We start from the raw sequence: 22,254 nt of genomic DNA on the forward strand, positions 1-22,254 counted from the left end.
GTCGAAAACCTGTTCAACCGGGCCAAGGCGCTGGATCAGCGCACGTGGGCGGCCGGGCGGCCGGTGCTGGAGGCGTTCGCGCGGGCGCCGTGCCCGGCCCGGCCTCGTGCCGTACCTCGCCGTCTTCGCCACCTGTGCGCTGCTGCTCGCCGACGCGCGGGCGGGTGGCGACGACACCCTCGGCGTCGCGATCGGCGCCGTTGCGCTGGTGCTGCTCGTGGCCGCCCGGCAGGCCACCGCGCTGCGCGACAACGACGACCTCGTCGAGACGCTGGACGGGCGGCTGCGCGAGGTCGTCGAATACCAGGAGACGCTCGCCTGGCAGGCCACCCACGACGCGCTCACGCACCTGCCGAACCGGCGGCTGCTCACGCAGTACACCGGGGAGGCTCTCGGCGGCGGCGACCGGGTGGCGGTCGCGCTCGTGGACATCGACGATTTCAAGGCGATCAACGACGACCTGGGCCACGGCACCGGCGACGCCCTGCTGACCGCGATCGCGGCGCGGCTGTGCGAGCTGTGCCCGCCGGAGGGCCTCGTCGCGCGGCTCGGCGGCGACGAGTACGCGCTGGTGTTCCCGGCCGCCGACGAGCCGGCGGCGCTGCGGATCCTCGGCGAGGTCGCGGCCGGGCTGCGCCGCCCGCTCGACGCCGCCGGGCACGCCCTCGTCGTCGAGGCGAGCGTCGGCGTGGCCGTCGGCGCGGCCGGTACCGACGCCGACGAGCTGCTGCGCCGCGCCGACGTGGCCATGTACGCGGCGAAGGAGCGGGGCAAGGGGCGGCAGGTCGCCTACGACCCGGCGATGGACCAGCGCGGCGCCGAGCAGGCCCGCATCGCCGCCGAGCTGCGCGTCGCCCTGGACGCCGGGCAGCTGCGGGTGTTCTACCAGCCGATCGTGCGGCTCGCCGACGGGAGCACGGTCGGCGTGGAGGCGCTCGTGCGCTGGCAGCACCCGCAGCGCGGCATGGTCCGCCCGGACCTGTTCATCCCGGCCGCGGAGCGCACCGGCCTCATCGTCCCCGTTGGGCAGTGGGTGCTCGCCGAGGCGTGCCGGCAGGCGGCGCGGTGGCGGTGCGAGCTCGGCCCGGACGCGCTGCAGTACGTCTCCGTCAACGTCTCGCCGCGCCAGCTGCGCGAGGCCGGGTTCGCCCGGCGGTTGCGCGCCGAGCTGCACGCCGCCGGCCTGGCGCCGGCGAACCTCATGGTCGAGGTCACCGAGACCGCGGTGTTCGACGGCGGCTCGGCGCTGGAGGAGCTGCGGGAGATCCAGCGGTACGGCGTGCAGGTGGCCCTGGACGACTTCGGCACCGGCCACTCGTCGCTGGGTCTGCTGCGCACCTGCCCGGTCGACGTGCTCAAGGTGGACAAGTCCTTTGTCGACAACGTGACCGAGGCCGGCGAGCACTCGGTCGTCGCCGAGGCGCTCATCGGCATCAGCGACGGGCTGCGGCTGCGCGCCGTCGCCGAGGGCGTGGAGACCCAGGAGCAGGCCGACGCGCTACGACGGCTCGGCTACCGCTACGCCCAGGGTTACCTCTACGGCCGCCCGCTGCCCGCCGAAGAGCTCCCGGCGCTGCGCCCCGAGCAGGGGGTCGGCTCCGCGCGGTGAGCGCGGCCTGCCCCCGCGGTGGCGGACACTGGTCCTATGCGCATCGAGGGCACCGAGCTGTTCGTCGGCGACCGGCAGATCGTACGGGTGTCCGGCGTCAGCGGCCCCGTGGAGGTATCCGGCGACGGCGTGGCGGGCCGGGCGGACGGCGACGGCGTGGTCGAGGTACCGGTCGCGGTCGACGCCGCGCCCGGGACGGTCGTGCCCGTCACCGTCACCGCCGGCGGCGCGACCGGGCACGCCGAGCTCGTCGTCGCCGAGCCCGGCTGGATCGTGTGGATGGTCTCGCACTTCCACTACGACCCGGTGTGGTGGAACACGCAGGCCGCCTACACCGCCACCTGGGGCCGGGCGGAGCAGACCGGCACCGAGTTCCGCGCCGACTTCCAGCGCACCGGGTTCGAGCTGGTGCGGCTGCACCTGGAGACCGCCCGGCTGCACCCGGAGTACAAGTTCGTCCTCGCCGAGCTCGACTACCTCAAGCCCTACTGGGACGCGTGCCCGCAGGACCGCGCGTACCTGCGCCGGCTGCTGCGCGAGGGCCGGCTCGAGCTCGTCGGCGGCACCTACAACGAGCCCAACACCAACCTCACCCTGGCCGAGACCACGATCCGCAACTTCCGGTACGGCATCGGCTTCCAGCGCGACGTCGTCGGCGGCGACCCGCGCACCGCCTGGCAGCTCGACGCGTTCGGCCACGACCCGAACTTCCCGGGCTTGGCCGCAGCGGCCGGCCTCGACTCCTCGTCGTGGGCGCGCGGGCCGTTCCACCAGTGGGGTCCGATGCTGAGCGCGTACACGCCCGGCGAGCGCGGCTGGGGCGACCCGTCCTCGATGCAGTTCACCGCCGAGTTCGAGTGGCTCTCACCCAGCGGCCAGGGCGTGCTCACCCACTACATGCCGGCCCACTACTCCGCCGGCTGGCACATCGACGCGCAGCCGACCCTCGCCGCCGCGCAGGCGAGCGTGTACCGCCTGTTCCTGCTGCTCAAGAAGGTCGCCCGCACGCGCAACGTGCTGCTGCCCGTCGGCACCGACTACAGCCCGCCGGCGAAGTGGGTCGTCGACATCCACCGCGACTGGAACGCCCGCTACACCTGGCCGCGGTTCGTGTGCGGGCTGCCGCGCGAGTTCTTCGCCGCCGTGCGCGAGCAGGCCGACGGGTTCTCGCCGCAGACGCGGGACATGAACCCGATCTACACCGGCAAGGACGTGTCGTTCATCGACACCAAGCAGGCCCAGCGGCACGCCGAGGCGCTGCTGACCGACGCCGAGACGTTCGCGACGCTCGCCGCGCTCGGCGGGGCGCCCTTCCCGCACGAGGAGACCGACCTGGCCTGGCGCCAGCTCGTCTTCGGCGCGCACCACGACGGCATCACCGGGTCGGAGTCCGATCAGGTGTACCTCGACCTGCTCACCGGCTGGCGCGAGGCGCACGACCTGGCCGCCGGCGTGCTCGACGGCGCCCTCGGCGCGCTGAGCGCCCGGCTGCCCGGCGGCGACGGGCCGGCGCGCGTCGTCGTGTTCAACCCGTCGTCGTGGACCCGCACCGACGTCGTGCGGGCGCCGCTGCCGGACGGGCTGGACGGGGCGCTCGTCGACGGGGAGCCGGCCCTGGTCGAGGACGGCCACCTGGTGTTCCTCGCCCGCGACGTGCCCGGCGTCGGGTACCGCACCTTCGCGCTGACCGCCGGGGGCGGCGGCGGCTGGCGGCCCCGCCCGGGCGCGACCGCCATCGAGAACGAGACCTTCCGGCTCACCGTCGACCCGGCGCGCGGCGGCGCCGTCGCGTCCTTGGTGGACCGGCGCACCGGCCGCGAGCTGCTGGCCGCCGGGCGGTGCGGCAACGAGCTGCTCGTCTACGACGAGTACCCGGCCCACCCGCGGGTGCACGAGGGGCCGTGGCACCTGCTGCCCAAGGGACCGGCCACGGCCGGCTCGGCCGACCGGCCGGCGCACTCGGTGACCGTCGAGACCGGCCCGCTCGGCGAGCGCGTCACCGTCACCGGCGCCGTCGGCCCCGCCCGATACACCCAGACCCTCACCCTCTGGCGCGGCGTGGCCCGCGTCGACGCGCGCACCCGGCTGGAGGAGTTCACCGGCGCCGACCACCTCGTCCGGGTCCGCTGGCCGTGCCACGTGCCGGGCGCGCTGCCGGTCAGCGAGGTCGGCAACGCCGTCGTCGGGCGCGGCTTCGGCATCGTCGACGCCGACACCGAGACGGCGCCGTGGACGCTGGACAACCCGGCCCAGCACTGGTTCGCGCTGTCCTCGACCGCCCGCGTCCACGTCGGTGCGCACACCCGCGCGATCGGCGTCGCCGAGATCGTCGGGGGCGGCGCCCCGGCGCGCGAGGCTCGCGACCTCGCCCTGGCCCTCGTCCGGCAGGGCGTCACCGCGACCTGCTCGACCGGCGACGGTCCCCGGTACGGCTCGCTCGCCGTCGACTCCAACCTGCCCGACGTGCGGATCGCGATCGGCGGCCCGGCGGCGAACCCCTTCACCGCGGCCGTGCTCGCCACCGCCGGCGCGCAGGCGCGGCGGCAACTGCGCGAGGACGGCCGGGTCTGGATACCGGCCGAACGGCCCCTGGCCGAGGTCTGGACGCCCAACGCCGACCTCACCGGCGTGCGCGCGCTGCCGGTGCTCGTCGTCGCCGAGGACGCGGTCGCGCGCCTGTGCGCCGACATCGACGCCGGCGACGTGCGCGTGGCGCCGCCGCTCGACGATCCCGATCCCGACCCCGACCCCGACCTGGACGACTACACCGTCGGCATCGTCAACCGCGGCCTGCCCGGCTTCGCCGTGGACCGCGGCGGCGCGCTGCACCTGTCGCTGGTGCGCTCCTGCACCGGCTGGCCGTCCGGGGTGTGGATCGACCCGCCCCGGCGGACGGCGCCGGACGGGTCCAACTTCCAGCAGCAGCACTGGACCCACGAGTTCGACTACAGCATCGTCGCCGGCGACGGGGACTGGCGCGCCGTCGGGCTGGTCGCCGCCGGCCACGCGGTCAACCACCCGCTGCACGCCCGCGCCGTCCCGGCCGGGCCGCCCGCCTCCGCGCGGCTCGTGCACGTCGAACCGTCCACCGTCGTGCTCACCGCGCTCAAGCCCGCCGGGGACCCGATCGCGTCGGGCCGGGCGCCCGAGCCGGTCTCCGCCGTCACCGCCCGGTACTACGAGTCCGCCGGGCGCCCCGCGGACGTCCACCTCGGACTGCCGCTGCCGGTGGTGTCCCGGCGGCCGGTCGACCTGCTCGAGCGGCCCGCGCCGGACGGCGCCCTGCCGGCCGCAGGGATCGGGCAGTCCGTGCTCGGCGTCGCGCACCCGCTGCCCGCCGCGTTCCTGCCCGCCGCTCCGGTGTACTCGCGCTACTGGCTGCACAACGCCGGGCCGGCGCCGCTGGGGAACATGCCCGTCTCGGTACACCTGGATCCGCCGCACGCCGCGGTCTCGGGCCCGGTGGCGCTGACCGCGACCGTGGCCTCCGACCTGACGGCGGCGCGGGCCGCGGGCACGTTGTCGTTCACCGCGCCGGCGGGCTGGACGGTGGAGCCGGCGTCGGTGCCGTACGACCTGGAGCCCGGCGGGCACGTGGCCGTGCCGCTGCTGGTGACCCCGCCGCCGGAGCCGGAGCCCGGCGCGCACTGGCTGCGCGCGTCGATCCCGCAGGGCCCGTACGACGTGACCCGGCTGCTCGTCGGCGTTTCCGGGCCCGAGACGGTCACCGCGGCGCTCGCCCCCGCCGCGTTGTGCCTGCGCCGCGGCGAGTCCGGGTCGCTGACCCTGACGCTGGGGACCGACGCCGCGGGGGAGGTGCTCGTGGACGTACACCTCATCGGGCCCTGGCACACCTGGGAGCTGCTGCCGGTCGCCCGGCGGGCGGTCACGCTGCGCCGATCGTCCGCGGTGGAGTTCCCGGTGCGCGTGCCGGCCGGACATCCGCCGGGACAGTGGTGGGTGCTGGCCCGGCTCGCACACGCCGGCCAGCTGCACTACACCGAGCCCGTCCCGGTGACGGTGCTGCCGTGACCGGTCCGGAGCGAAGCGGAGGGGCCGGTCACCGTGGGCTCAGTTTCAAGTCATGCCGTGGCCGGAGCGTAGCGGAGGGTTCGGCGTGACCGGCTCCGTCGCCGCATACGTCGGCGCGCGGGCGGTGAGCGTCGCCGAGGTCGAGGAGCGGCTGGCGGCGATGCGCGCCGGCCCCTACGCCGCGCGGCTGCCGCACCCAGCCACCGCCGAGGGCCGCAACCTGCGGCGGTGGCTGGTCCAGGTGCTCGTCACCGAGGCGGTGCTCGACCACGAGGCCGAGCGGCACGGGCTCGCCGGGGCCGGCCGGCCCGCGCGGCCGGTGAGCCTGACCCTGGCCGGGGCCCTGCGACTGGGCGGCGTCGCGGCCACCGTCCTGGCGCTGCACCCGCACGCCGAGGCCCTGCGCGCGGCGGTGACCGCGGACGTGACGGTCGGCGAGGCGGAGGCACGCGACTACCACCAGCGCAACCGCGACCGGTACCCCGGCCCGTTCAACGCGGCCCGCGACGAGATCGCCGAGGTGCTGCTGGCGGCCGCCCGCGAGCGGGCCTTCGGGCGCTGGCTGGACGAGCGGTGCGCGGCGCTGGTCCGGCTGTCGCCGGGCTTCGAGCACCCCGGCGACCCGGCCCAGCCCGACTACGCCCACCATCACTGACGCGCGCATCCACGTCCTCACCATCGGTGACTGCGGGAAACCCGTAGTCACGCTGCGGGCCGGTACCGAACCGGGAGGCGGGCCGGGGCGGCAGGCTGATGCCGTCGCGATACCGAACCCTCTTGACCGGAGCTGGAAAGCACATGTGGTCACGTCACCGCGCGCTCGGTGCGCTGCTGGTCGTCTGCGCGCTGCTCACCGGGTGCGGCGCGAAGGCACCAGAGCGGGCGGCGCCGAGCGCGGCGGCTACGCCCGGTGCGCCGGCGATGGCCTCAGGGTCGGCGGCGGCGGGTGGATCCGGGCTCAGCGCAGCGCAGATGGCCCGGATTCCGCACTTCCCGCCGGCGCCGGCGCCGCAGCCGGTCACCGTGCCGGCCGGGCCGTCGGCGGGCTGGTACAGCGCCATCCCGACCGGCCAGCCGGTCGCGTTCATCACCATCGACGACGGCTGGACGAAGGTGCCCGAGGCGGAGGCGCTGCTCAAGGCCGCGCACGTGCCGGTCACGCTGTTCCTGGAGATCAACGCCATCAAGTCCGATCCGGGGTACTTCACGCGCCTCGAGCAGGACGGCGCCGTCATCGAGGCGCACACGATCAGCCACCCCGAGCTCAAGGGCAAGTCCTACGACGTGCAGCGGCACGAGATCTGCGGCGGGGCGGACGAGCTCGCGAAGCTCTACGGGCGCCGGCCCGTGCTGTTCCGGCCGCCGTTCGGCGACAAGGACGCGACCACGCTCAAGGTCGTGCACGACTGCGGGATGAAGGCGGCCTTCTTCTGGAAGGAGACGACGGACAAGGGCATCGTGCGCTACCAGGAGGGCCAGGCCGTCAAGCCCGGCGACATCCTGCTGATGCACTTCCGCCCGGCCTTCGTCGAGGACTTCCTGGCCGTGCTGCAGGCCATCTCGAACGCCGGGCTCACCCCGGCGCGGCTGGAGGACTACATCGCCTGAGGCGGCAGGTCCAGCCGCACCTCGGTACCGCGCGGATCGGCCGCGCCCACCGCCAGCGCGGCGCCGAGCAGCTCCGCCCGCTCCCGCATGCCGTGCAGCCCGTGCCCGGCGGTGAACCCGTCCGGCGGCGGTCCGGCGCCGTCGTCGCGCACGACCACGCGGATGCCCCGACCGTGCGGCCCGGCCTCGATGCGCACGCGCCCTGCGCCCGCGTGGCGGACCGCGTTGGTGAGCGCCTCCTGGACGATGCGGTACACCGCCGTCTCCGCCGCCGCCGCCAGCCGCGGCAGCCCGTCGACGGACGCCTCAACGTCGAGCCCGTCGCGGTCGCGCGCGTGCCGGGCGAGGTCCTCCAGCGCGGCGGCGAGCCCGAGCGCGTCCAGGGCGAGCGGGCGCATCTGGGCGACCATCCGGCGCAGCGACTGGATCTGGCGGCCCACGATCTCCCGCGCGTCGGCGATGCCGGCCGCCCGCGCCGCCGGGTCCGGCCCCGTGGCCGCCGCGCCGAGCAGCACGTGCGCGGCGGCGAGCTCCTGCAGCGTGTCGTCGTGCAGCTCGCGGGCCCACCGGCGGCGCTCGGCCTCCGCGCCGTCGAGGCGGGACCGGGTCGCGCTGAGCCGCGCCCGGCGCCGCTCGAGGGCGGCCTCCCGCAGCGTCAGCCCCGAGGTGGCGAACAGCAGGGCCACCGGGATCAGGAGCAGCAGCAGCTGGGGAGCCGGCCGCACGCTGCCCTGCCAGAGCCCGGCGACCGCGATGAGCGCCGAGATGCCCGCGGCGGCGAGCAGCCGGGCCCGCGCGGCGAAGCGGTGCGGGCCGTCCGTCCGCACGCACGCGAGGGCCAGCAGGAACGCCGCGCCCGCGCTGACGCCGGCCCACAGCTCCTCGCGCGGGTAGATGCCGCCGAGCTCCAGCACGATGCCGGCGACGAGCAGGGCGGCCCCGGCCACGGCGAGCGTGGTCGCGGCCACCTCGGGCACCCGCTCGCCCCGGCTCATGATGCTCGCGCGTTGTCGCCGGCCGGTGCCCGATCCGACCGGCGGCTTTCGCTGGTCCTTGCCGGTTTCACGGCAGCAGCCCGATCCGGCGCGCGGCCGCGACCAGCTCGGCGCGGCTCGTCGTGCCCAGCCGGTTGCGCAGGTTCGCCCGGTGCGTCTCCACGGTGCGCAGGCTGATCGACAGCCGCCGGGCGACCTCGGCGTTGGTGTGCCCGGAGGCCAGCAGGGTCAGCACCTCCCGCTCGCGCGGGCTGAGCGCCTCCAAGGCCGCCGGCCGGCTGCGGGCCAGGCGCGCGCCGAGCTCGGCGTCGACGTACACCGAGCCGGCCATCACCGTCTCCACCGCGCGCAGCAGCTCGTCGGCGGCGGCCTCCTTGAGCACGTATCCGTGCACACCGCCGGCGAACGCCTCCCGCGCGAACGACACGTCGTCGTGCATCGTCAGCACCACGATCCGCGGCTGCGGGTCGGCCGCGAGCAGCTCCGGCAGGACCGGCAGCGCGCTGTCGGACCCGAAGCTCAGGTCGAGCACGATGAGGTCGGGGCGCAGCCGGTGCGCGACCGTGCGCAGCTCGTCGATCCCGGCCGCCTCGCCCTCGACCCGGCACCGCGGGTCGGCGGCGAGCAGGGCCCGCAGCCCGGCCCGTACGACGAGGTGGTCGTCGGCCAGCAGGATCCGCCAGGCGTCCGTCGCGATCACAACAACGTTTGTACCTCGCGCCCGCTCCACGCCGTCGGGTCGGGCTGCTCATGCGGACAGCGTGGCCCGCGGAACGCATCAGGGCTTGCGGGCCACGCCGCAGTAGCCGTCCACGATGGCGGTGTTCCCGTCCTTGGGGCGCCACTGACCCAGCGGTACGACGCCCGGGTCGACGACCTCGAGGCCGTCGAAGAACGCCTTGAAGTCGGCGACCTCGCGCAGGTGGTAGGGCACGGCGCCGCTCTCGTTGTACTGCCGGTGCGACTCGATCACCCGCTCGCTGGTGGCCGTGCCGTCGGACATGGTCAGGTAGCTGCCCGGGGCCAGGGTCGAGACCAGGGCGCCGACGATGGACCGCGCCTCGGCGGGGTCCTCGACGTGACCCATGACGCCGAGCATCATGAGCGCGATGGGCTGGTCGAAGTCGAGGGTCTTGCGGGCCTCCCGCACGATCTTCTCCGGGTCGCGCACGTTGGCTTCGATGTACTGGGTGGCGCCCTCCGGGGCGCTGGTCAGCAGCGCCCGCGCGTGCGTGAGCACCAGCGGGTCGTTGTCGACGTAGACGATGCGGGCCTGCGGTGCCGCCCGCTGGGCGACCTCGTGGGTGTTGTCGGCGGTGGGCAGGCCGGTACCGATGTCGAGGAACTGGCGGATGCCGGCCTCGGCGGCGAGGTACGTCACGGCCCGGCCCAGGAACGCCCGAGCGTACCGCGCGGCCTCGACGATCTCCGGGAAGACCGCGCTGACCTGGTCGCCGACCGCGCGATCGGGGGCGAAGTTGTCCTTGCCGCCCAGCCAGTAGTTCCACACTCGTGCGGAATGCGGCACCGAGGTGTCAAGCTTGGGGGCCGGCGCCTCCACCGGGTGTCCGGCGCGACTCTGCGGCATGATCGTCTCCCTCGACGGACCGGCTATCGATCCCCGTAGCTTAGTCGCCTGCCGATGTCGTCGTCCCGCCGCGACCCCGCTCATGTGCCACCCGTTTGTGATCGCGTCGCCCCTCTCACAGCTCCGGGTACAACGGGTGTGTACGGGCGAGCGTAGCCACGCGTTCCCGCAGCTCGGCGGCGACGCCTTCGTCGTAGCCGGGCTTGAGGGCCGTCGCGATGATCTCGGCGACCTCCGCGAAGGCCGTGCTCGCGAAGCCGCGGCTGGCCAGGGCCGGCGTGCCGATGCGCAGTCCCGAGGTCACCATCGGCGGCCGGGGGTCGAACGGTACGGCGTTGCGGTTCACGGTGATGCCGATGTCGTGCAGGCGGTCCTCCGCCTGCTTCCCGTCGAGCTCCGACTCGCGCAGATCGACCAGCACCAGGTGGACGTCGGTGCCGCCCGACACCACGGACACACCCGCGGCGGCGACATCCGGAGCGCTCAGCCGTTCCGCCAGGAGCCGGGCGCCCGCGAGGGTACGCTCCTGGCGCTCGCGGAACGCCGGCTCGGCGGCGAGCTTGAACGCGACCGCCTTGGCCGCGATCACGTGCTCCAGCGGGCCGCCCTGCTGGCCGGGGAACACGGCGCTGTTGACCTTCTTCGCCACGTCCTCGCGGTTGGTCAGGATCACCCCGCCGCGCGGGCCGCCGAGCGTCTTGTGCGTGGTCGTGGTGACCACGTCGGCGTCCGGCAGCGGGTTCGGGTGGAGCCCGGCGGCGACGAGCCCGGCGAAATGCGCCATGTCCACCATCAGGTACGCGCCGACCTGGTCCGCGATCCGCCGGAAGGCCGCGAAGTCCAGCTGCCGGGGGTAGGCCGACCAGCCCGCGACGATGAGCCGTGGCCGGTGCTCCTCGGCGAGTCGCCGCACCTCGGCCAGGTCGACGCGGTTGTCCTGCGGGGACACGTGGTAGGCGACGACGTTGTAGAGCTTGCCGGAGAAGTTGATCCGCATGCCGTGGGTGAGGTGGCCGCCGTGCGCCAGGTCCAGGCCCAGGATGGTGTCGCCCGGTTCGAGCAGGGCCATCATCGCGGCGGCGTTCGCCTGGGCGCCCGAGTGCGGCTGCACGTTGGCGAACCCGGCACCGAACAAGCGTTTCACCCGCTCGATGGCGAGGCGTTCGGTCACGTCGACGTGCTCGCAGCCGCCGTAGTAGCGCCGGCCCGGGTAGCCCTCGGCGTACTTGTTGGTCAGGACGGAGCCCTGCGCCTCCATCACCGCGACCGGCGCGAAGTTCTCGCTCGCGATCATCTCCAGCGTGCTCTGCTGACGACCCAGCTCGGCGCGCACGGCGGTGTACACCTCGGGGTCGACGTCGGCGAGCCGGCGATCCAGCACGGCCATGGTCAGACTCCGCGGCGGTAGAAGGGCAGCTGGACGACCGTGGCCCGCTGTTGGCTGCCCCGGATGTCGACGAGCACCTCGGTGCCCGGTCCGCTGCGGTCGGGCGGCAGATAGGCCATCGCCACGGGGTGGCCGAGGGTGGGCGACAGGGCGCCCGAGGTGATCTCGCCGATGCGTTCGCCGGTGTCCGGGTCGAGGACGGCGTAACCGGTGCGCGGGGCTCGTCGCCCGGTGGAGGTCAACCCGACCAGGACCCGGGCCGGGCCCTCGTCGCGCCGGGCGGCCAGGGCCGTCTCGCCGACGAACCCGCCCGGCTTTCCGAACGCCACGACCCGGCCCAGTCCCGCCTCGAACGGCGTGGTGCGAACGGTGAGCTCCTGGCCGTACAGCGGCATGCCGGCCTCGAGGCGCAACGTGTCACGGCAGGCCAGGCCGCACGGGACCAGCGAATGCCGGGCGCCCGCCGCGCTGATCGCCCGCCAGAGGACCGGGGCGTCCGCCGGGCGGCAGTAGACCTCGAAGCCGTCCTCGCCGGTGTAGCCGGTGCGCGCGAGGAGCACGTCGCGCTCCGCCAGCCGCGCCGGGTCGACCGCGTAGTACTTCAGCGAGGGCACGTCGACATCGGCGAGCTCGCCGATGATCGCGGCGGAGTTGGGGCCCTGGACCGCCAGCAGCGCCCACTCGCCGGACGCGTCCCGGATCGCGGCGGCGTAGCCGTCGATCCGGTTACGCAGGCAGGAGTGCACGATCACCGCGTTGCCGGCGTTGGCGACGATGAGGTACCTGTCCTCGCCCAGACGGTAGACGACGAGGTCGTCGAGCACGCCACCGGTCTCGTGGACCAGCATGGAGTAGCGGGCCCGGCCGACGGCGATCTTCGACGGCTCGCCGACCAGGGCGTGGTCGAGGGCCCGGCCCGCCTCCGGACCGGACAGCTCGATCTCGCCCATGTGGCTGAGATCGAAGATTCCGGCGCCGGTCCGCACGGCGTGGTGCTCGGCCAGCTCGGACGTGTAGCGCAGCGGCATGGACCAACCGGCGAAGTCGGTGAACGATGCGCCGAGTTCCACATGGATGTCGTGCAAGGGGGTCTTCTTCGACATGGGGATACCTCTCAGCTCGTGACGGCTCGGGTCACGACTCGCGGGAGTCGATGGGTGGGCAGGCGCAGACCGGATGAGCCGTCACGACGCCGCGGCCTCGGTCGTCAACAGCGTGGGCAGGCGGGCCTCGACAAGGGCGAGGACCTCGTCCACCGTCACGTCGCGACCGAGCTCGGCCGACAGCGACGTCACGCCGGCGTCGGAGATCCCGCAGGCGACGAAGTTCGTGTACGGGGCGAGGCCGCAGTTCGCGTTGATCGAGAAACCGTGCAGGGTCACGCCGTGGGCGACGCGGATCCCGATGGCCGCGATCTTGCGGGCCGGCCGGTTGTCGCCGGCCGGCAGCCAGACTCCGCTGCGTCCGTCCACCCGGCCCGCCTCGGTGACGCCGAGGTCGACGCAGACCTCGATGAGCAGTTGCTCGATCCGCCGTACGTAGGCGACGACGTCGATCGGGTCGGGCAGCTTCACGATCGGGTAGCCGACCAGCTGCCCCGGGCCGTGCCAGGTGATCTTTCCGCCGCGATCGACGTCGATGACGGGCGTGCCGTCGAACGGGCGCTCCCACGGTTCGGTGCGCTTGCCGGCGGTGTAGACCGGCGGATGCTCCAGGAGCAGGACGGTGCCGGGACGGTCCCCGCGCACGACCTCGGCATGAATCTCGCGCTGCAGCTGCCATGCCCGCTCGTAGGGGACCAGCCCCGCGCGGATGACGCGCATGCTCCCACCAGTGCTCACCGAGCGCTCAGCATTCGACGATGTTGACGGCCAGGCCACCACGGGAGGTCTCCTTGTACTTGGTGTGCATGTCGTACCCGGTCTGCCGCATGGTCTTGACCGCCTTGTCCAGGCTGACGCTGTGACTCCCGGTGCCGTGCAGGGCGAGGCGGGCGGCATTGACGGCTTTGACGGAGGCGATCGCGTTGCGTTCGATGCAGGGGATCTGCACGAGGCCGCCGATCGGGTCGCAGGTGAGGCCGAGGTTGTGTTCGATGCCGACCTCGGCGGCGTTCTCGACCTGCTCCGGGCTGCCGCCGGTGACCTCGCACAGCCCGGCGGCCGCCATCGCGCAGGCGGACCCGACCTCGCCCTGGCAGCCGACCTCGGCGCCCGAGATGGAGGCGTTCTCCTTGATGATGATGCCGATGGCGGCGGCCGTGAGCAGGAACCGCACGATGCCGTCGTCGCTCGCGCCGGCCACGAAACGTACGTAGTAGTGCAGCACCGCGGGGATGATGCCCGCGGCGCCGTTGGTCGGTGCGGTGACGACGCGGCCGCCCGCGGCGTTCTCCTCGTTGACGGCCAGGGCGTACAGGTTGATCCAGTCGACGGCATGCAGCGGGTCGGCCGGGTCGTGGCGCGTCGAGAGTTTGGCGAAGAGGCCGGGTGCGCGGCGCGGCACCTTCAGGCCGCCGGGCAACACCCCGGTGCGGTGGTAGCCGCGCTCGACGCAGCCGGCCATGACCTGCCAGAGGGACAGCAGGCCGGCCCGGATCTGGTCCGTCGTTCGCCACGAACGCTCGTTGGCGAGCATGATCTCCGAAATCGACAGGCCGGTCTCGTGGCAGTGGGCGAGCAGCTCGGTGGCCGTGGTGAACGGGTAGCGCACGACGGTGTCGTCCGCCACCACGGCGATCGTGCCGTCCGCGGCGGCGTCGACGACGAAACCTCCGCCGATCGAGTAGGACGTTCGCTGGTCGATGATCGTGCCGTCGTCCGCATGGGCGGTGAAGGACATGCCGTTGGGGTGGGCGGGTAGCGTTCGCCTGCGGTGCAGGGTGATGTCACGGTCGGGCTCGAAGGCGATGACGTGGCCGCCGGGCAGGGTCAGGGTGTGCTGCCTGGCGATGGCCTCGACACGCTCGTCGATGTGGTCGATGTCGACCGTTGCCGGGTCATCGCCTTCCAGGCCGAGCATGACGGCCTTCGGTGTTCCGTGCCCGCGGCCGGTCGCGGCGAGCGATCCGTACAGATCGGCCCGCACGCGGTGCACGAAGGGCGCGTGTCGATCGCGGACCAGCCGGTCGGCGAAGGTCTTCGCCGCGCGCATGGGCCCGACAGTGTGCGAGCTGGATGGACCGATGCCGACCGAGTACAGGTCGAAGGCGCTCAACGCCATGGGGGTTGCCCATCCGACAGTCGGTGGTCCGCGACGCTGCCGGTCATCCGTTCTCCCCGGAGATGAGGTCGCGGTAGGCGTCGGCGTCCAGCAGCGGCGGCAGGTCGCTGACGCGCACCTTGAACAGCCAGCCGGCGCCGAACGGATCGCTGTTGAGCAGCGCCGGGTCCGCCGTCACGTCGTCGTTGACCGCCACGACCTCGCCGGCGACCGGGGAGTACAGGTCGCTGACCGACTTGGTCGACTCGATCTCGCCGCACGCCTCGCCGGCGGAGACGGTGGCGCCGACCACGGGTGGCTGGACGAAGACGATGTCGCCCAGGGCCCGAGCCGCGAAGTCGGTGATACCGACGGTCGCGATGTCCCCGTCGGTGCGGAGCCACTCGTGATCGGTGGAGTAGCGCAGGTCAGTCGGGACGCTCATCGATATCTCTCTTCGTCTGGTTGCGGGATGGATCGGCCGGTCGACGGCGCGCATTGCGGCGAACGGCACAGCTCGGCGTTGCCGCGGCCTCGGTCGACGGTCCGCGGGCGCGGACGGTCACGGCGTCAAGGGCGGGGTGCCACCGGGTGGGGAATCCGCCCGATCGATGGGCTGATCCGCGCGGTGCCGGGCTGCCGCGGGCAGGCCCGAGCGACGGCTGAGCGGTCCGGTGTGTCGATGCTGCGGGTCACGGCGGGAGGCTCCTCTCGACCCAGACCGAGGTCTGGGACAGGTCTGCCTCCCCGCTCTGTCATCTGTGCCTGAGAGCTTCACCGTCGCAGGGACGGTTTACACCTTCGGCGCGGGAAGATCCCGACTTTCCAGAGTCGCCTGTCCGAGCGGTAACTGGGCCTGAGAGATTCTGGGGAGAAGTTGCTCCTACGGCGGCCGGCGTCAGCGACGCCAGCACTCTCCCGCCCGGCATAAACGGCGAGTATTCACATGTGGGCCGAACGATAGCGGCTCGCCGGGCACATGTCCACCCGGTCGTCGCGACCGCGTGGAGCGGCGGCCGGCTACCGCGAGAGGGGGTCGGTCAGCAGGGCCTCGAATGCCAGCTCGGCCGCGCCGACCAGCGGGGCGTCGTCGCCGAGCTGCGGGGTGCGCAGGCCGAGGTGGTCCCGGCACGCCGGCAGGGCCATGGTGTGGAGGCGGTCGCGCACGCGGTCGGCGCCGGTGAGGTACAACTCCCGCAGCGTGCCACCGAAGACCACGACCGTGGGGTTGAAGATGTTGACCAGGTTGGCCACGCCGAAACCGAGCCAGTCGGCGGCGTGCACGACCACGGCGAGGGCATCCGGGTCGCCCTCGCGGGCGGCGTGCACGGCGCCGGTGACGGCGGCGCCGGCGGTCGGCACGCTGCGGCCGGCGAGGTGCAGCAGCGCCCGCTCGCCGATCTCGGTCTCCCAGCAGCCGCGCGAGCCGCAGCCGCACTGCCGGCCGGCGGGGTTGACGACCATGTGGCCGACCTCGCCGCCGTGGCCGCCGTAGCCGGTGATGCGCCGGCCGCCGGCGATGATGCCCGCGCTGATGCCGGCGTCGCCGTGCAGGTAGATGACGTTGGCGACGCCGGCCGCGGCGCCGCGGGTGTGCTCGGCGAGGGCGGCCAGGTCGGCGATGCCGCCCAGGATCGGCGGGCGACCGCCCGGGCGCGGGTCGAGGCGGTGATCGTCGAGCGCCGCGGCGAGCGCCGGTTCGATCGTCTCGTCGGCCCAGCCGAGGTGGTGGCGCACGGAGCCGGAGACGGCGACGCCGCAGCCGACGAACACGGCGTCGGCGGGGGCGGTGCGCTGCATGTCGGCGATGAGGGCGGCCAGGCCGGCGACGGTCGGGCCGGCGTCGGTGCCCGGCGGGCGGGCGGCGGCGCGGCCGTCGAGGACCTTGCCGCCGAGGCCGACGCGGGCGGCGCGGAGGCGGTCGAGCTCGATGCTCAGCGCGTATCCGTAGACGCGCGACGACCGGGGGCGCACGACGATCGAGGGCCGGCCGGCGCGGCCCGTCTCCTGCGGTACACCCTCGTCGATGAGGCCCGCGGTGGCCAGATCGGCCGTCAGGGCGCCGATGGTACTGCGGTTGAGGCCGAGCCGGCTGGTCAGCTCGGCGCGGGACGTCGCGCCGCGGAGGTGGACGTAGCGCAGCAGAGCCCCCAGGTTTTGCCTGCGTACCGACTCCTGCGGGCTGGTGGACACGCGCGGTCCCTTCGCCTCGAAACGATCGTGGGCCCCCGGAAGGCAGCTCCGGGGACCCACGACCTCGTTGCCGGTGTTACTTGGTGAGCGGGGAGAGCTTCGGGTCGTTGGCGTAGGCCTCGGCCGCGTTCGCCTTGGTCACGATGACCGGCGGGAGCAGGTACGACGGGACGATCTTGGCCTGGTTGTTGTACGACTTGGTGTCGTTGATCTCCGGCTCGTCACCGGCCTGCAGCTTCTGGACCATCTTGATCGTCTCGGCCACCAGCTTGCGGGTGTCCTTGTTGATGGTCGAGTACTGCTCGCCGGCCATGATCGACTTGACCGACTCGACCTCGGAGTCCTGGCCGGTGACGACCGGGACCGGCTTGCCGGCGGCCTTCACCGAGGTGATGATCGCGCGGGCCAGGGTGTCGTTCGGGGAGAGGACGCCGTCCAGCGTCTTGTCGCCCTTGGCGTAGGTCGAGTTGATGATGGCGTCCATGCGGGACTGCGCGTTCTCGGCCTTCCAGCCCTGGGTCGCGGTCTGCTTGACGTCCGTCTGGCCCGAGCCGACGACCAGTTCGCCCTTGTCGATGAGCGGCTTGAGCACGTCCAGCGCGCCGTTGAAGAACACGCCCGCGTTGTTGTCGTCCGGCGAGCCGGAGAACAGCTCGATGGTCCACGGGCCGGTCGCCTTCTTCGCCTTCAGGCCGTCCAGCAGGGCCTGGCCCTGCAGCTGGCCGACCTTGAAGTTGTCGAACGCGACGTAGTAGTCGAGGTCCGCGGTGCCGGTGATGAGCCGGTCGTAGGCGATGACCTTCGCGCCGGCGTCCTTGGCCGCCTTGACCTGGGTGCCGAGCTGCGCGGCGTCGGTGGCGCCGATGACGATGACCTTCGCGCCCTTGGTGATCATGGCCGTGATCTGCGACTGCTGGTCCGCGACCGTGGTCGAGGCGCCGGCGTACTGCACGTCGGACTTGAAACCGGCGTCCTTGAGACCGTTGGTGAAGAGGTCACCGGCGAGGACCCAGTTCTCCGAGGTCTTCGACGGCAGCGCGACGCCGATCAGTGCGTCCTTGGCGAAGCCCTTGGCGGCACCGCTGGACGGGTTGCTGGACGCATCGCGTTCGCTGTCGCCGCACGCGGCGGTGCTCAGCGCCACCAGCGCGACAGCGCTGACCGCGAGGCTCCTGGTGAGGAACTTGCGCATGGCTGGGAAAGCCCTTTCTTTCGGGATGTTACTGGGATTTAGGGGGCGTCTGCCGTGGGTGTGCGGCGGGTGGTTCAGCCGGCGACCGGGGTCTTGATTGACCCCTGGCCGGCCTGGTTCGGAGCGTCCGGCTCGGTGGGTTGCTGCCGGTGGAAGGGTCGCGTGATCGAACCGATGATCGAGAAGCGGCCCTGGCTCTTGTTGTAGACGTCCAGCGCGACGGCCAGAAGGAGGAACATGCCGCGGATGATCTGCTCCCGGTCGGTGCCGACGCCCAGCAGCTGCAGGCCGTTCTTCAGCACGGCCATGACCAGACCACCGACGATGGAGCCGCTCACGGTGCCGATGCCGCCGGCGACCGCGGCGCCACCGATGAAGACGGCGGCGATCGCGTCCAGCTCCCAGCTGAGGCCGTCCTGCGGGCCGGAGGCGCCGGAACGGGCCACGAAGATCATGCCCGCCAGCGCGGCCAGGATCGACATGTTCATCATGACGAAGAAGTTGACCCGGCGTAGCTTGACGCCGGAGAGCTCGGCGGCGCGGGCGTTGCCGCCGACCGCGTAGATGTGCCGGCCGCCCGGGGTGTTGCGGGTGTAGAAGGAGTACGCGATGACCAGCGCGGCCAGGATGCAGCCCGAGATCGGGAAGCTGGTGCCGACCCGGCCGCCGGCGAAGCGCAGCGTGGCGAAGGCGATGACGCCGATCATGATGGCCAGCCGGAGTACGGTGATCCACACCGGGCTCGGATCCGTCCCCATGTCGCGGCGGGTCTTTCGGGCCCGCAGCTCACGCCAGACCACGGCGAGGCAGGCGACCAGGCCGAGCACGAGCGTGGAGTTGTTGTACCCGGTGCTGGGGCCCCACTCGGGCAGGTAGCCCGCGCCGATCTGCTTGAAGCCCTCCGGGACCGGGACGGTCTCGGCATTGCCGATGTACTGGTTGCCGCCGCGGAAGAGCAGCATGCCGGCCAGGGTCACGATGAACGCCGGTACCCCGATGTAGGCCACCCAGAAGCCCTGCCAGGCGCCGATGACCGCACCGACGGCGAGGCCGAGCAGGATGCCGACCGGCCACGGTACGCCGCCGTCGTGGATCGCCTTCGCGACCACGATGCCGACGAACGCCGCGATGGAGCCCACGGACAGGTCGATGTGGCCGGCGACGATGACCATCAACATGCCGATCGACAGCACCGAGATGTAGGCATACTGCTGGGTCAGCGCGATCAGGTTGCCGGGTTGAAGGGTCAGCCCGTCGGTCAGCCACTGGAAGAGCACGATGACCGCCACGAGCGTGAAGATCATCGTGAACTGGCGGGCGTTGGAGGTGGTGCCCCCGAACAGGTTCTTCTGCAGGTCTTTGAGTCGGCTCATCGCGTCGGCATCTTCTTCGTAGAGGTCATCTGCTTCATGAGGAGTTCCGGGTTGGCCTCGCTGCGGGGGACCTCGCCGGTGATGGTGCCTTCGAACACGGTGTAGATGCGGTCGCACAGGCCCAGCAGCTCGGGCAGCTCCGAGGAGATGACGATGACGCCCTTGCCCTGGTCGGCGAGCCGCTGGATGATGCCGTAGATCTCATACTTCGCGCCGACGTCGATGCCGCGCGTCGGCTCGTCGAGGATCAGCAGGTCGGGGTCGGTGAACATCCACTTGGCCAGCACGACTTTCTGCTGGTTGCCGCCGGAGAGCTTGGTGACGCCCTCGTCGACGGTCGGCGCCTTGACCCGCAGGGCCTCCCGGTATTGCTCGGCGGCCTTGTATTCCTCGACCTGGTCGATGACGCCGTGATGGGTGATCTTGGAGAGCTTCGCGGCCACCATCGACGTCTTGATGTCGTCGAGCAGGTTGAGCCCGATCGACTTGCGGTCCTCGCTGACATACGCCAGGCCGTGCTTGATGGCCTCGGCGACCGACTTGAGCTGGATCTCCTGGCCGTCCTTGAAGATCTGGCCGGACTGCCACACGCCATAGGAGCGGCCGAACAGGCTCATCGCGAGCTCGGTGCGCCCGGCGCCCATGAGGCCGGCGAAGCCGACGATCTCGCCGCGGCGGACGTTGAAGCTCGAGTTCTTGCAGACCAGCCGATCCGCCGAGATCGGGTGGCGGACCGTCCAGTCGCGCACCTCGAAGAAGACCTCGCCGATCTTCGGCGTGTGCTCCGGGAATCGGTTGTGCAGCTCGCGGCCGACCATGCCCCGCACGATCCGGTCCTCGTCGACGGCGCCGGCGCTGACCTCGAGGGTCTCCACCGTCTTGCCGTCGCGCAGGATGGTGATCGAGTCGGCGATCGCCTCGATCTCGTTGAGCTTGTGCGAGATCATGATCGAGGTGATGCCCTGGCGCTTGAACTCGCGCAGCAGATCGAGCAGGTGGCGGGAGTCGTTCTCGTTGAGCGCGGCGGTCGGCTCGTCGAGGATCAGCAGCTTGACGTCCTTGGCGAACGCCTTCGCGATCTCGACCAGCTGCTGCTTGCCGACGCCGATGTCCTTGATGAGGGTGTCGGGGTCGTCGCGCAGGCCGACCTGGGCCAGCAGCTCGAACGCCTTGCGGTTGGCGCCCTTCCAGTCATACGCGCCGGCGCGCGTCGGCTCGTTGCCCATGAAGAGGTTCTCGGTGATCGACATGTGCGGCACCAGGGCGAGCTCCTGGTGGATGATCACGATGCCGGCCCTCTCGCTGGCCCGGATGTCGCTGAAGCGGCTCTCCGTGCCGCGGTAGAAGATCTGGCCGCTGTACGACCCGTATGGGTAAACACCGCTGAGGACCTTCATCAGCGTCGACTTGCCTGCGCCGTTCTCGCCGCAGATCGCGTGGATCTCACCCTCGCGGACCACCAGGTTGACGTCGCTGAGCGCCTTGACGCCCGGGAACTCCTTGGTGATCGACCGCATCTCGAGCAGGATCGGTGCGGTGCTCATGATGCGAGCCGCCTTGTCACCGACATCACGTTGCCTCCGGGGAGCCTTGCCGTCAGCCAGTTTGTTGTGACGACCAACTTATTCCAGTGTGGCGATCCTGCCCAGTCTCATCCGTCGCTTCTCGGTAACAATCTGGCAATGATCTAGCGCCTGGGCGGTCGCCGAAGACCCCGGGGAAGCGCTCTCACGTGCCCGGGGTGTTAGGTGTTCGTGTCGAACTCTAAATCCAATTGCTTTACTAAGTCAACGCCGCGAGGCATCATGTAGGTAACGGTACGTAGGTGGGAGGCTGAGTGCGGCAGGTCGGGACAAATCTGCCCAAGGTCGGGCAATACAACCGAGCGGTGGTGCTGGACCAGATCCAGCTCGCCGACGGGACGAGCCGTGTGGAGATCGCGGAGCTCACCGGGCTGACCCCGCAGACGGTCTCCGGCATCGTGCGCCGGCTGATCGACGAGGGTATCGTGCGCGAGGACGGCGCCCGCTCGTCCAGCGGCGGCAAGCCGCGCACCGTGCTGCGCATCAACCCCGATGCCGGGCGGGCCGTGGGCCTGCACTTCGACCCCGTCGAGCTGGCCTGCGTGGTGGTCGACCTGCTGGGCCGGCCACTGGTCACGGCACGCCGGCCGACGCCCGCCCGCATCGACCCGGCCGTGGCCACGGCGGCGATGGCTGGGCTGGTCGAGGAGGTTCTCGCCGAGGCGGGCGTGGGCCGGGACCGGGTGCTGGGCGTGGGCCTGGCCACCCCCGGACCGATCGACCAGTCGCTCGGCGAGGTCATCTCGCCGCCGCAGCTGTCGGACTGGACGCGGGTGCCGCTCAAGCAGATGGTCGCCGATGCCACCGGCCTGCCGGTCACGCTGGACAACGACGCCACGGCGGCGGCGATCGGCGAGCGCTGGGCGGGCGCGGGCCGCGGGGTGGCCAACTTCGCGTACTTCTTCCTCGGCACCGGGGTCGGCGGCGGCCTGGTGCTCGGCCACCAGGTCCACCACGGCGGGTCGATGAACGCCGCCGAGTTCGGGCACACGTCGGTTACGCAGAGTGGTCCTCCCTGCTACTGCGGCAATCGGGGCTGCCTCGAGGGCTACATCAACCCCGCCGCGCTCGTCGCCGACGCGCACCGCCGGCTGGCCGCCGGCGCTGAGAGCGCTCTCGCGGGGGCCTTCCGGAGGGCTCCGTCCACTGTGGACCACGGGGCGCTGTGCCGGGCCGCCGCGGCGGGCGACGAGCTCGCCACGGGGGTGATCGGGCGGGCCGCGGAGTACCTCGCGACGGTGGCCGTGAACGTGGTGAACATCGTCGATGTCGAACTGATCATCCTGGGCGGGCACGGGATCCGGCACGTGGAGTCGCAGTTCCGGCAGGCGGTGGTGCGCGCGCTGGGGGAGCGGGCCATCGCGCGGCGGATCCGGCGGGTCGACGTGGCGCTGTCCCCGCTGGGCGACGACGCGGCGGTGGTGGGCGGGGCGGCGCTGGTGCTGCACTCGACCTTCTCGCCCCAGGTCTCGTCGCTGCTGGCCGGCTGACCG

17 protein-coding genes and 2 riboswitches are annotated in these 22,254 nt (G+C 72.4%); of the genes, 5 read left to right on the forward strand and 12 right to left on the reverse strand.

The features are described 5' to 3' along the window. The first annotated feature begins 106 nt into the window (after positions 1–106). The 4 genes from ABT297_RS14720 to ABT297_RS14735 all read left to right on the forward strand — a co-directional run bounded on the left by ABT297_RS14720 (position 107) and on the right by ABT297_RS14735 (position 7,249). The gene (locus ABT297_RS14720; protein WP_350548950.1) at positions 107–1,609 is read left to right on the forward strand and encodes a putative bifunctional diguanylate cyclase/phosphodiesterase; all 1,503 of its coding nucleotides are present in this window, start codon (positions 107–109) and stop codon (positions 1,607–1,609) included. Between the two features lie 36 nt (positions 1,610–1,645). Next, positions 1,646–5,641: a glycoside hydrolase family 38 N-terminal domain-containing protein gene (locus ABT297_RS14725; RefSeq protein WP_350548952.1), complete on the forward strand. Its 3,996-nt coding sequence runs from the start codon at positions 1,646–1,648 to the stop codon at positions 5,639–5,641. An 85-nt stretch (positions 5,642–5,726) separates the two neighbouring features. Then, the gene (locus ABT297_RS14730) at positions 5,727–6,296 is read left to right on the forward strand and encodes a DUF7158 domain-containing protein (RefSeq protein ID WP_350548954.1); all 570 of its coding nucleotides are present in this window, start codon (positions 5,727–5,729) and stop codon (positions 6,294–6,296) included. 143 nt (positions 6,297–6,439) lie between these two features. Further along, positions 6,440–7,249 carry a polysaccharide deacetylase family protein gene (locus ABT297_RS14735; RefSeq protein ID WP_350548956.1) on the forward strand — a complete coding sequence of 270 codons (810 nt, stop codon included), beginning with the start codon at positions 6,440–6,442 and terminating at the stop codon, positions 7,247–7,249. Here ABT297_RS14735 and ABT297_RS14740 read toward each other — a convergent pair. The 12 genes from ABT297_RS14740 to mmsA all read right to left on the reverse strand — a co-directional run bounded on the left by ABT297_RS14740 (position 7,237) and on the right by mmsA (position 20,722). Further along, entirely contained in the window at positions 7,237–8,244 is a 1,008-nt protein-coding gene (locus ABT297_RS14740) for a sensor histidine kinase (RefSeq protein ID WP_350548958.1), read from the reverse strand. The two genes, ABT297_RS14735 and ABT297_RS14740, sit on opposite strands and share 13 nt — an antisense overlap. A 67-nt stretch (positions 8,245–8,311) precedes the next feature. Further along, the gene (locus tag ABT297_RS14745; RefSeq protein WP_350548960.1) at positions 8,312–8,944 is read right to left on the reverse strand and encodes a LuxR C-terminal-related transcriptional regulator; all 633 of its coding nucleotides are present in this window, start codon (positions 8,942–8,944) and stop codon (positions 8,312–8,314) included. Positions 8,945–9,022: 78 nt separating this feature from the next. Next, positions 9,023–9,832: an SAM-dependent methyltransferase gene (locus ABT297_RS14750; RefSeq protein ID WP_350548962.1), complete on the reverse strand. Its 810-nt coding sequence runs from the start codon at positions 9,830–9,832 to the stop codon at positions 9,023–9,025. Between the two features lie 115 nt (positions 9,833–9,947). Then, entirely contained in the window at positions 9,948–11,219 is a 1,272-nt protein-coding gene (glyA, locus tag ABT297_RS14755; RefSeq protein WP_350548964.1) for a serine hydroxymethyltransferase, read from the reverse strand. A gap of 2 nt (positions 11,220–11,221) precedes the next feature. Then, positions 11,222–12,322: a glycine cleavage system aminomethyltransferase GcvT gene (gene gcvT / locus ABT297_RS14760; protein WP_350548966.1), complete on the reverse strand. Its 1,101-nt coding sequence runs from the start codon at positions 12,320–12,322 to the stop codon at positions 11,222–11,224. A gap of 81 nt (positions 12,323–12,403) precedes the next feature. Beyond that, on the reverse strand, positions 12,404–13,042 hold the full coding sequence (lipB, locus tag ABT297_RS14765) for a lipoyl(octanoyl) transferase LipB (RefSeq protein WP_350548968.1): 639 nt from the start codon (positions 13,040–13,042) through the stop codon (positions 12,404–12,406). 25 nt (positions 13,043–13,067) lie between these two features. Next, complete coding sequence (locus ABT297_RS14770; RefSeq protein ID WP_350548970.1) at positions 13,068–14,441, reverse strand: L-serine ammonia-lyase; 1,374 nt, start codon at positions 14,439–14,441, stop codon at positions 13,068–13,070. 43 nt (positions 14,442–14,484) lie between these two features. Beyond that, on the reverse strand, positions 14,485–14,865 hold the full coding sequence (gcvH, locus tag ABT297_RS14775) for a glycine cleavage system protein GcvH (RefSeq protein WP_350548972.1): 381 nt from the start codon (positions 14,863–14,865) through the stop codon (positions 14,485–14,487). Between the two features lie 297 nt (positions 14,866–15,162). Next, a riboswitch (glycine riboswitch) is annotated at positions 15,163–15,254 on the reverse strand. Then, positions 15,255–15,351, reverse strand: a riboswitch (glycine riboswitch). 89 nt (positions 15,352–15,440) lie between these two features. Further along, complete coding sequence (locus tag ABT297_RS14780; RefSeq protein WP_350548974.1) at positions 15,441–16,613, reverse strand: ROK family protein; 1,173 nt, start codon at positions 16,611–16,613, stop codon at positions 15,441–15,443. 76 nt (positions 16,614–16,689) lie between these two features. Beyond that, positions 16,690–17,805 carry a substrate-binding domain-containing protein gene (locus tag ABT297_RS14785; protein WP_350548976.1) on the reverse strand — a complete coding sequence of 372 codons (1,116 nt, stop codon included), beginning with the start codon at positions 17,803–17,805 and terminating at the stop codon, positions 16,690–16,692. A 74-nt stretch (positions 17,806–17,879) separates the two neighbouring features. After that, on the reverse strand, positions 17,880–19,178 hold the full coding sequence (mmsB, locus tag ABT297_RS14790; protein ID WP_350548977.1) for a multiple monosaccharide ABC transporter permease: 1,299 nt from the start codon (positions 19,176–19,178) through the stop codon (positions 17,880–17,882). Further along, positions 19,175–20,722, reverse strand: a complete 1,548-nt coding sequence (gene mmsA / locus ABT297_RS14795; RefSeq protein WP_350548979.1) for a multiple monosaccharide ABC transporter ATP-binding protein — start codon at positions 20,720–20,722, stop codon at positions 19,175–19,177. Before mmsA ends, mmsB begins: the two co-directional genes overlap by 4 nt. Positions 20,723–21,015: 293 nt before the next feature. Between mmsA and ABT297_RS14800 the strand changes: the two genes are divergently transcribed. Continuing rightward, positions 21,016–22,251, forward strand: a complete 1,236-nt coding sequence (locus tag ABT297_RS14800) for an ROK family transcriptional regulator (RefSeq protein WP_350548981.1) — start codon at positions 21,016–21,018, stop codon at positions 22,249–22,251. The last annotated feature ends 3 nt before the right edge of the window (positions 22,252–22,254 follow it).

The sequence above is a fragment of the Dactylosporangium sp. NPDC000555 genome (assembly GCF_040300025.1).
Lineage (GTDB): Bacteria > Actinomycetota > Actinomycetes > Mycobacteriales > Micromonosporaceae > Dactylosporangium.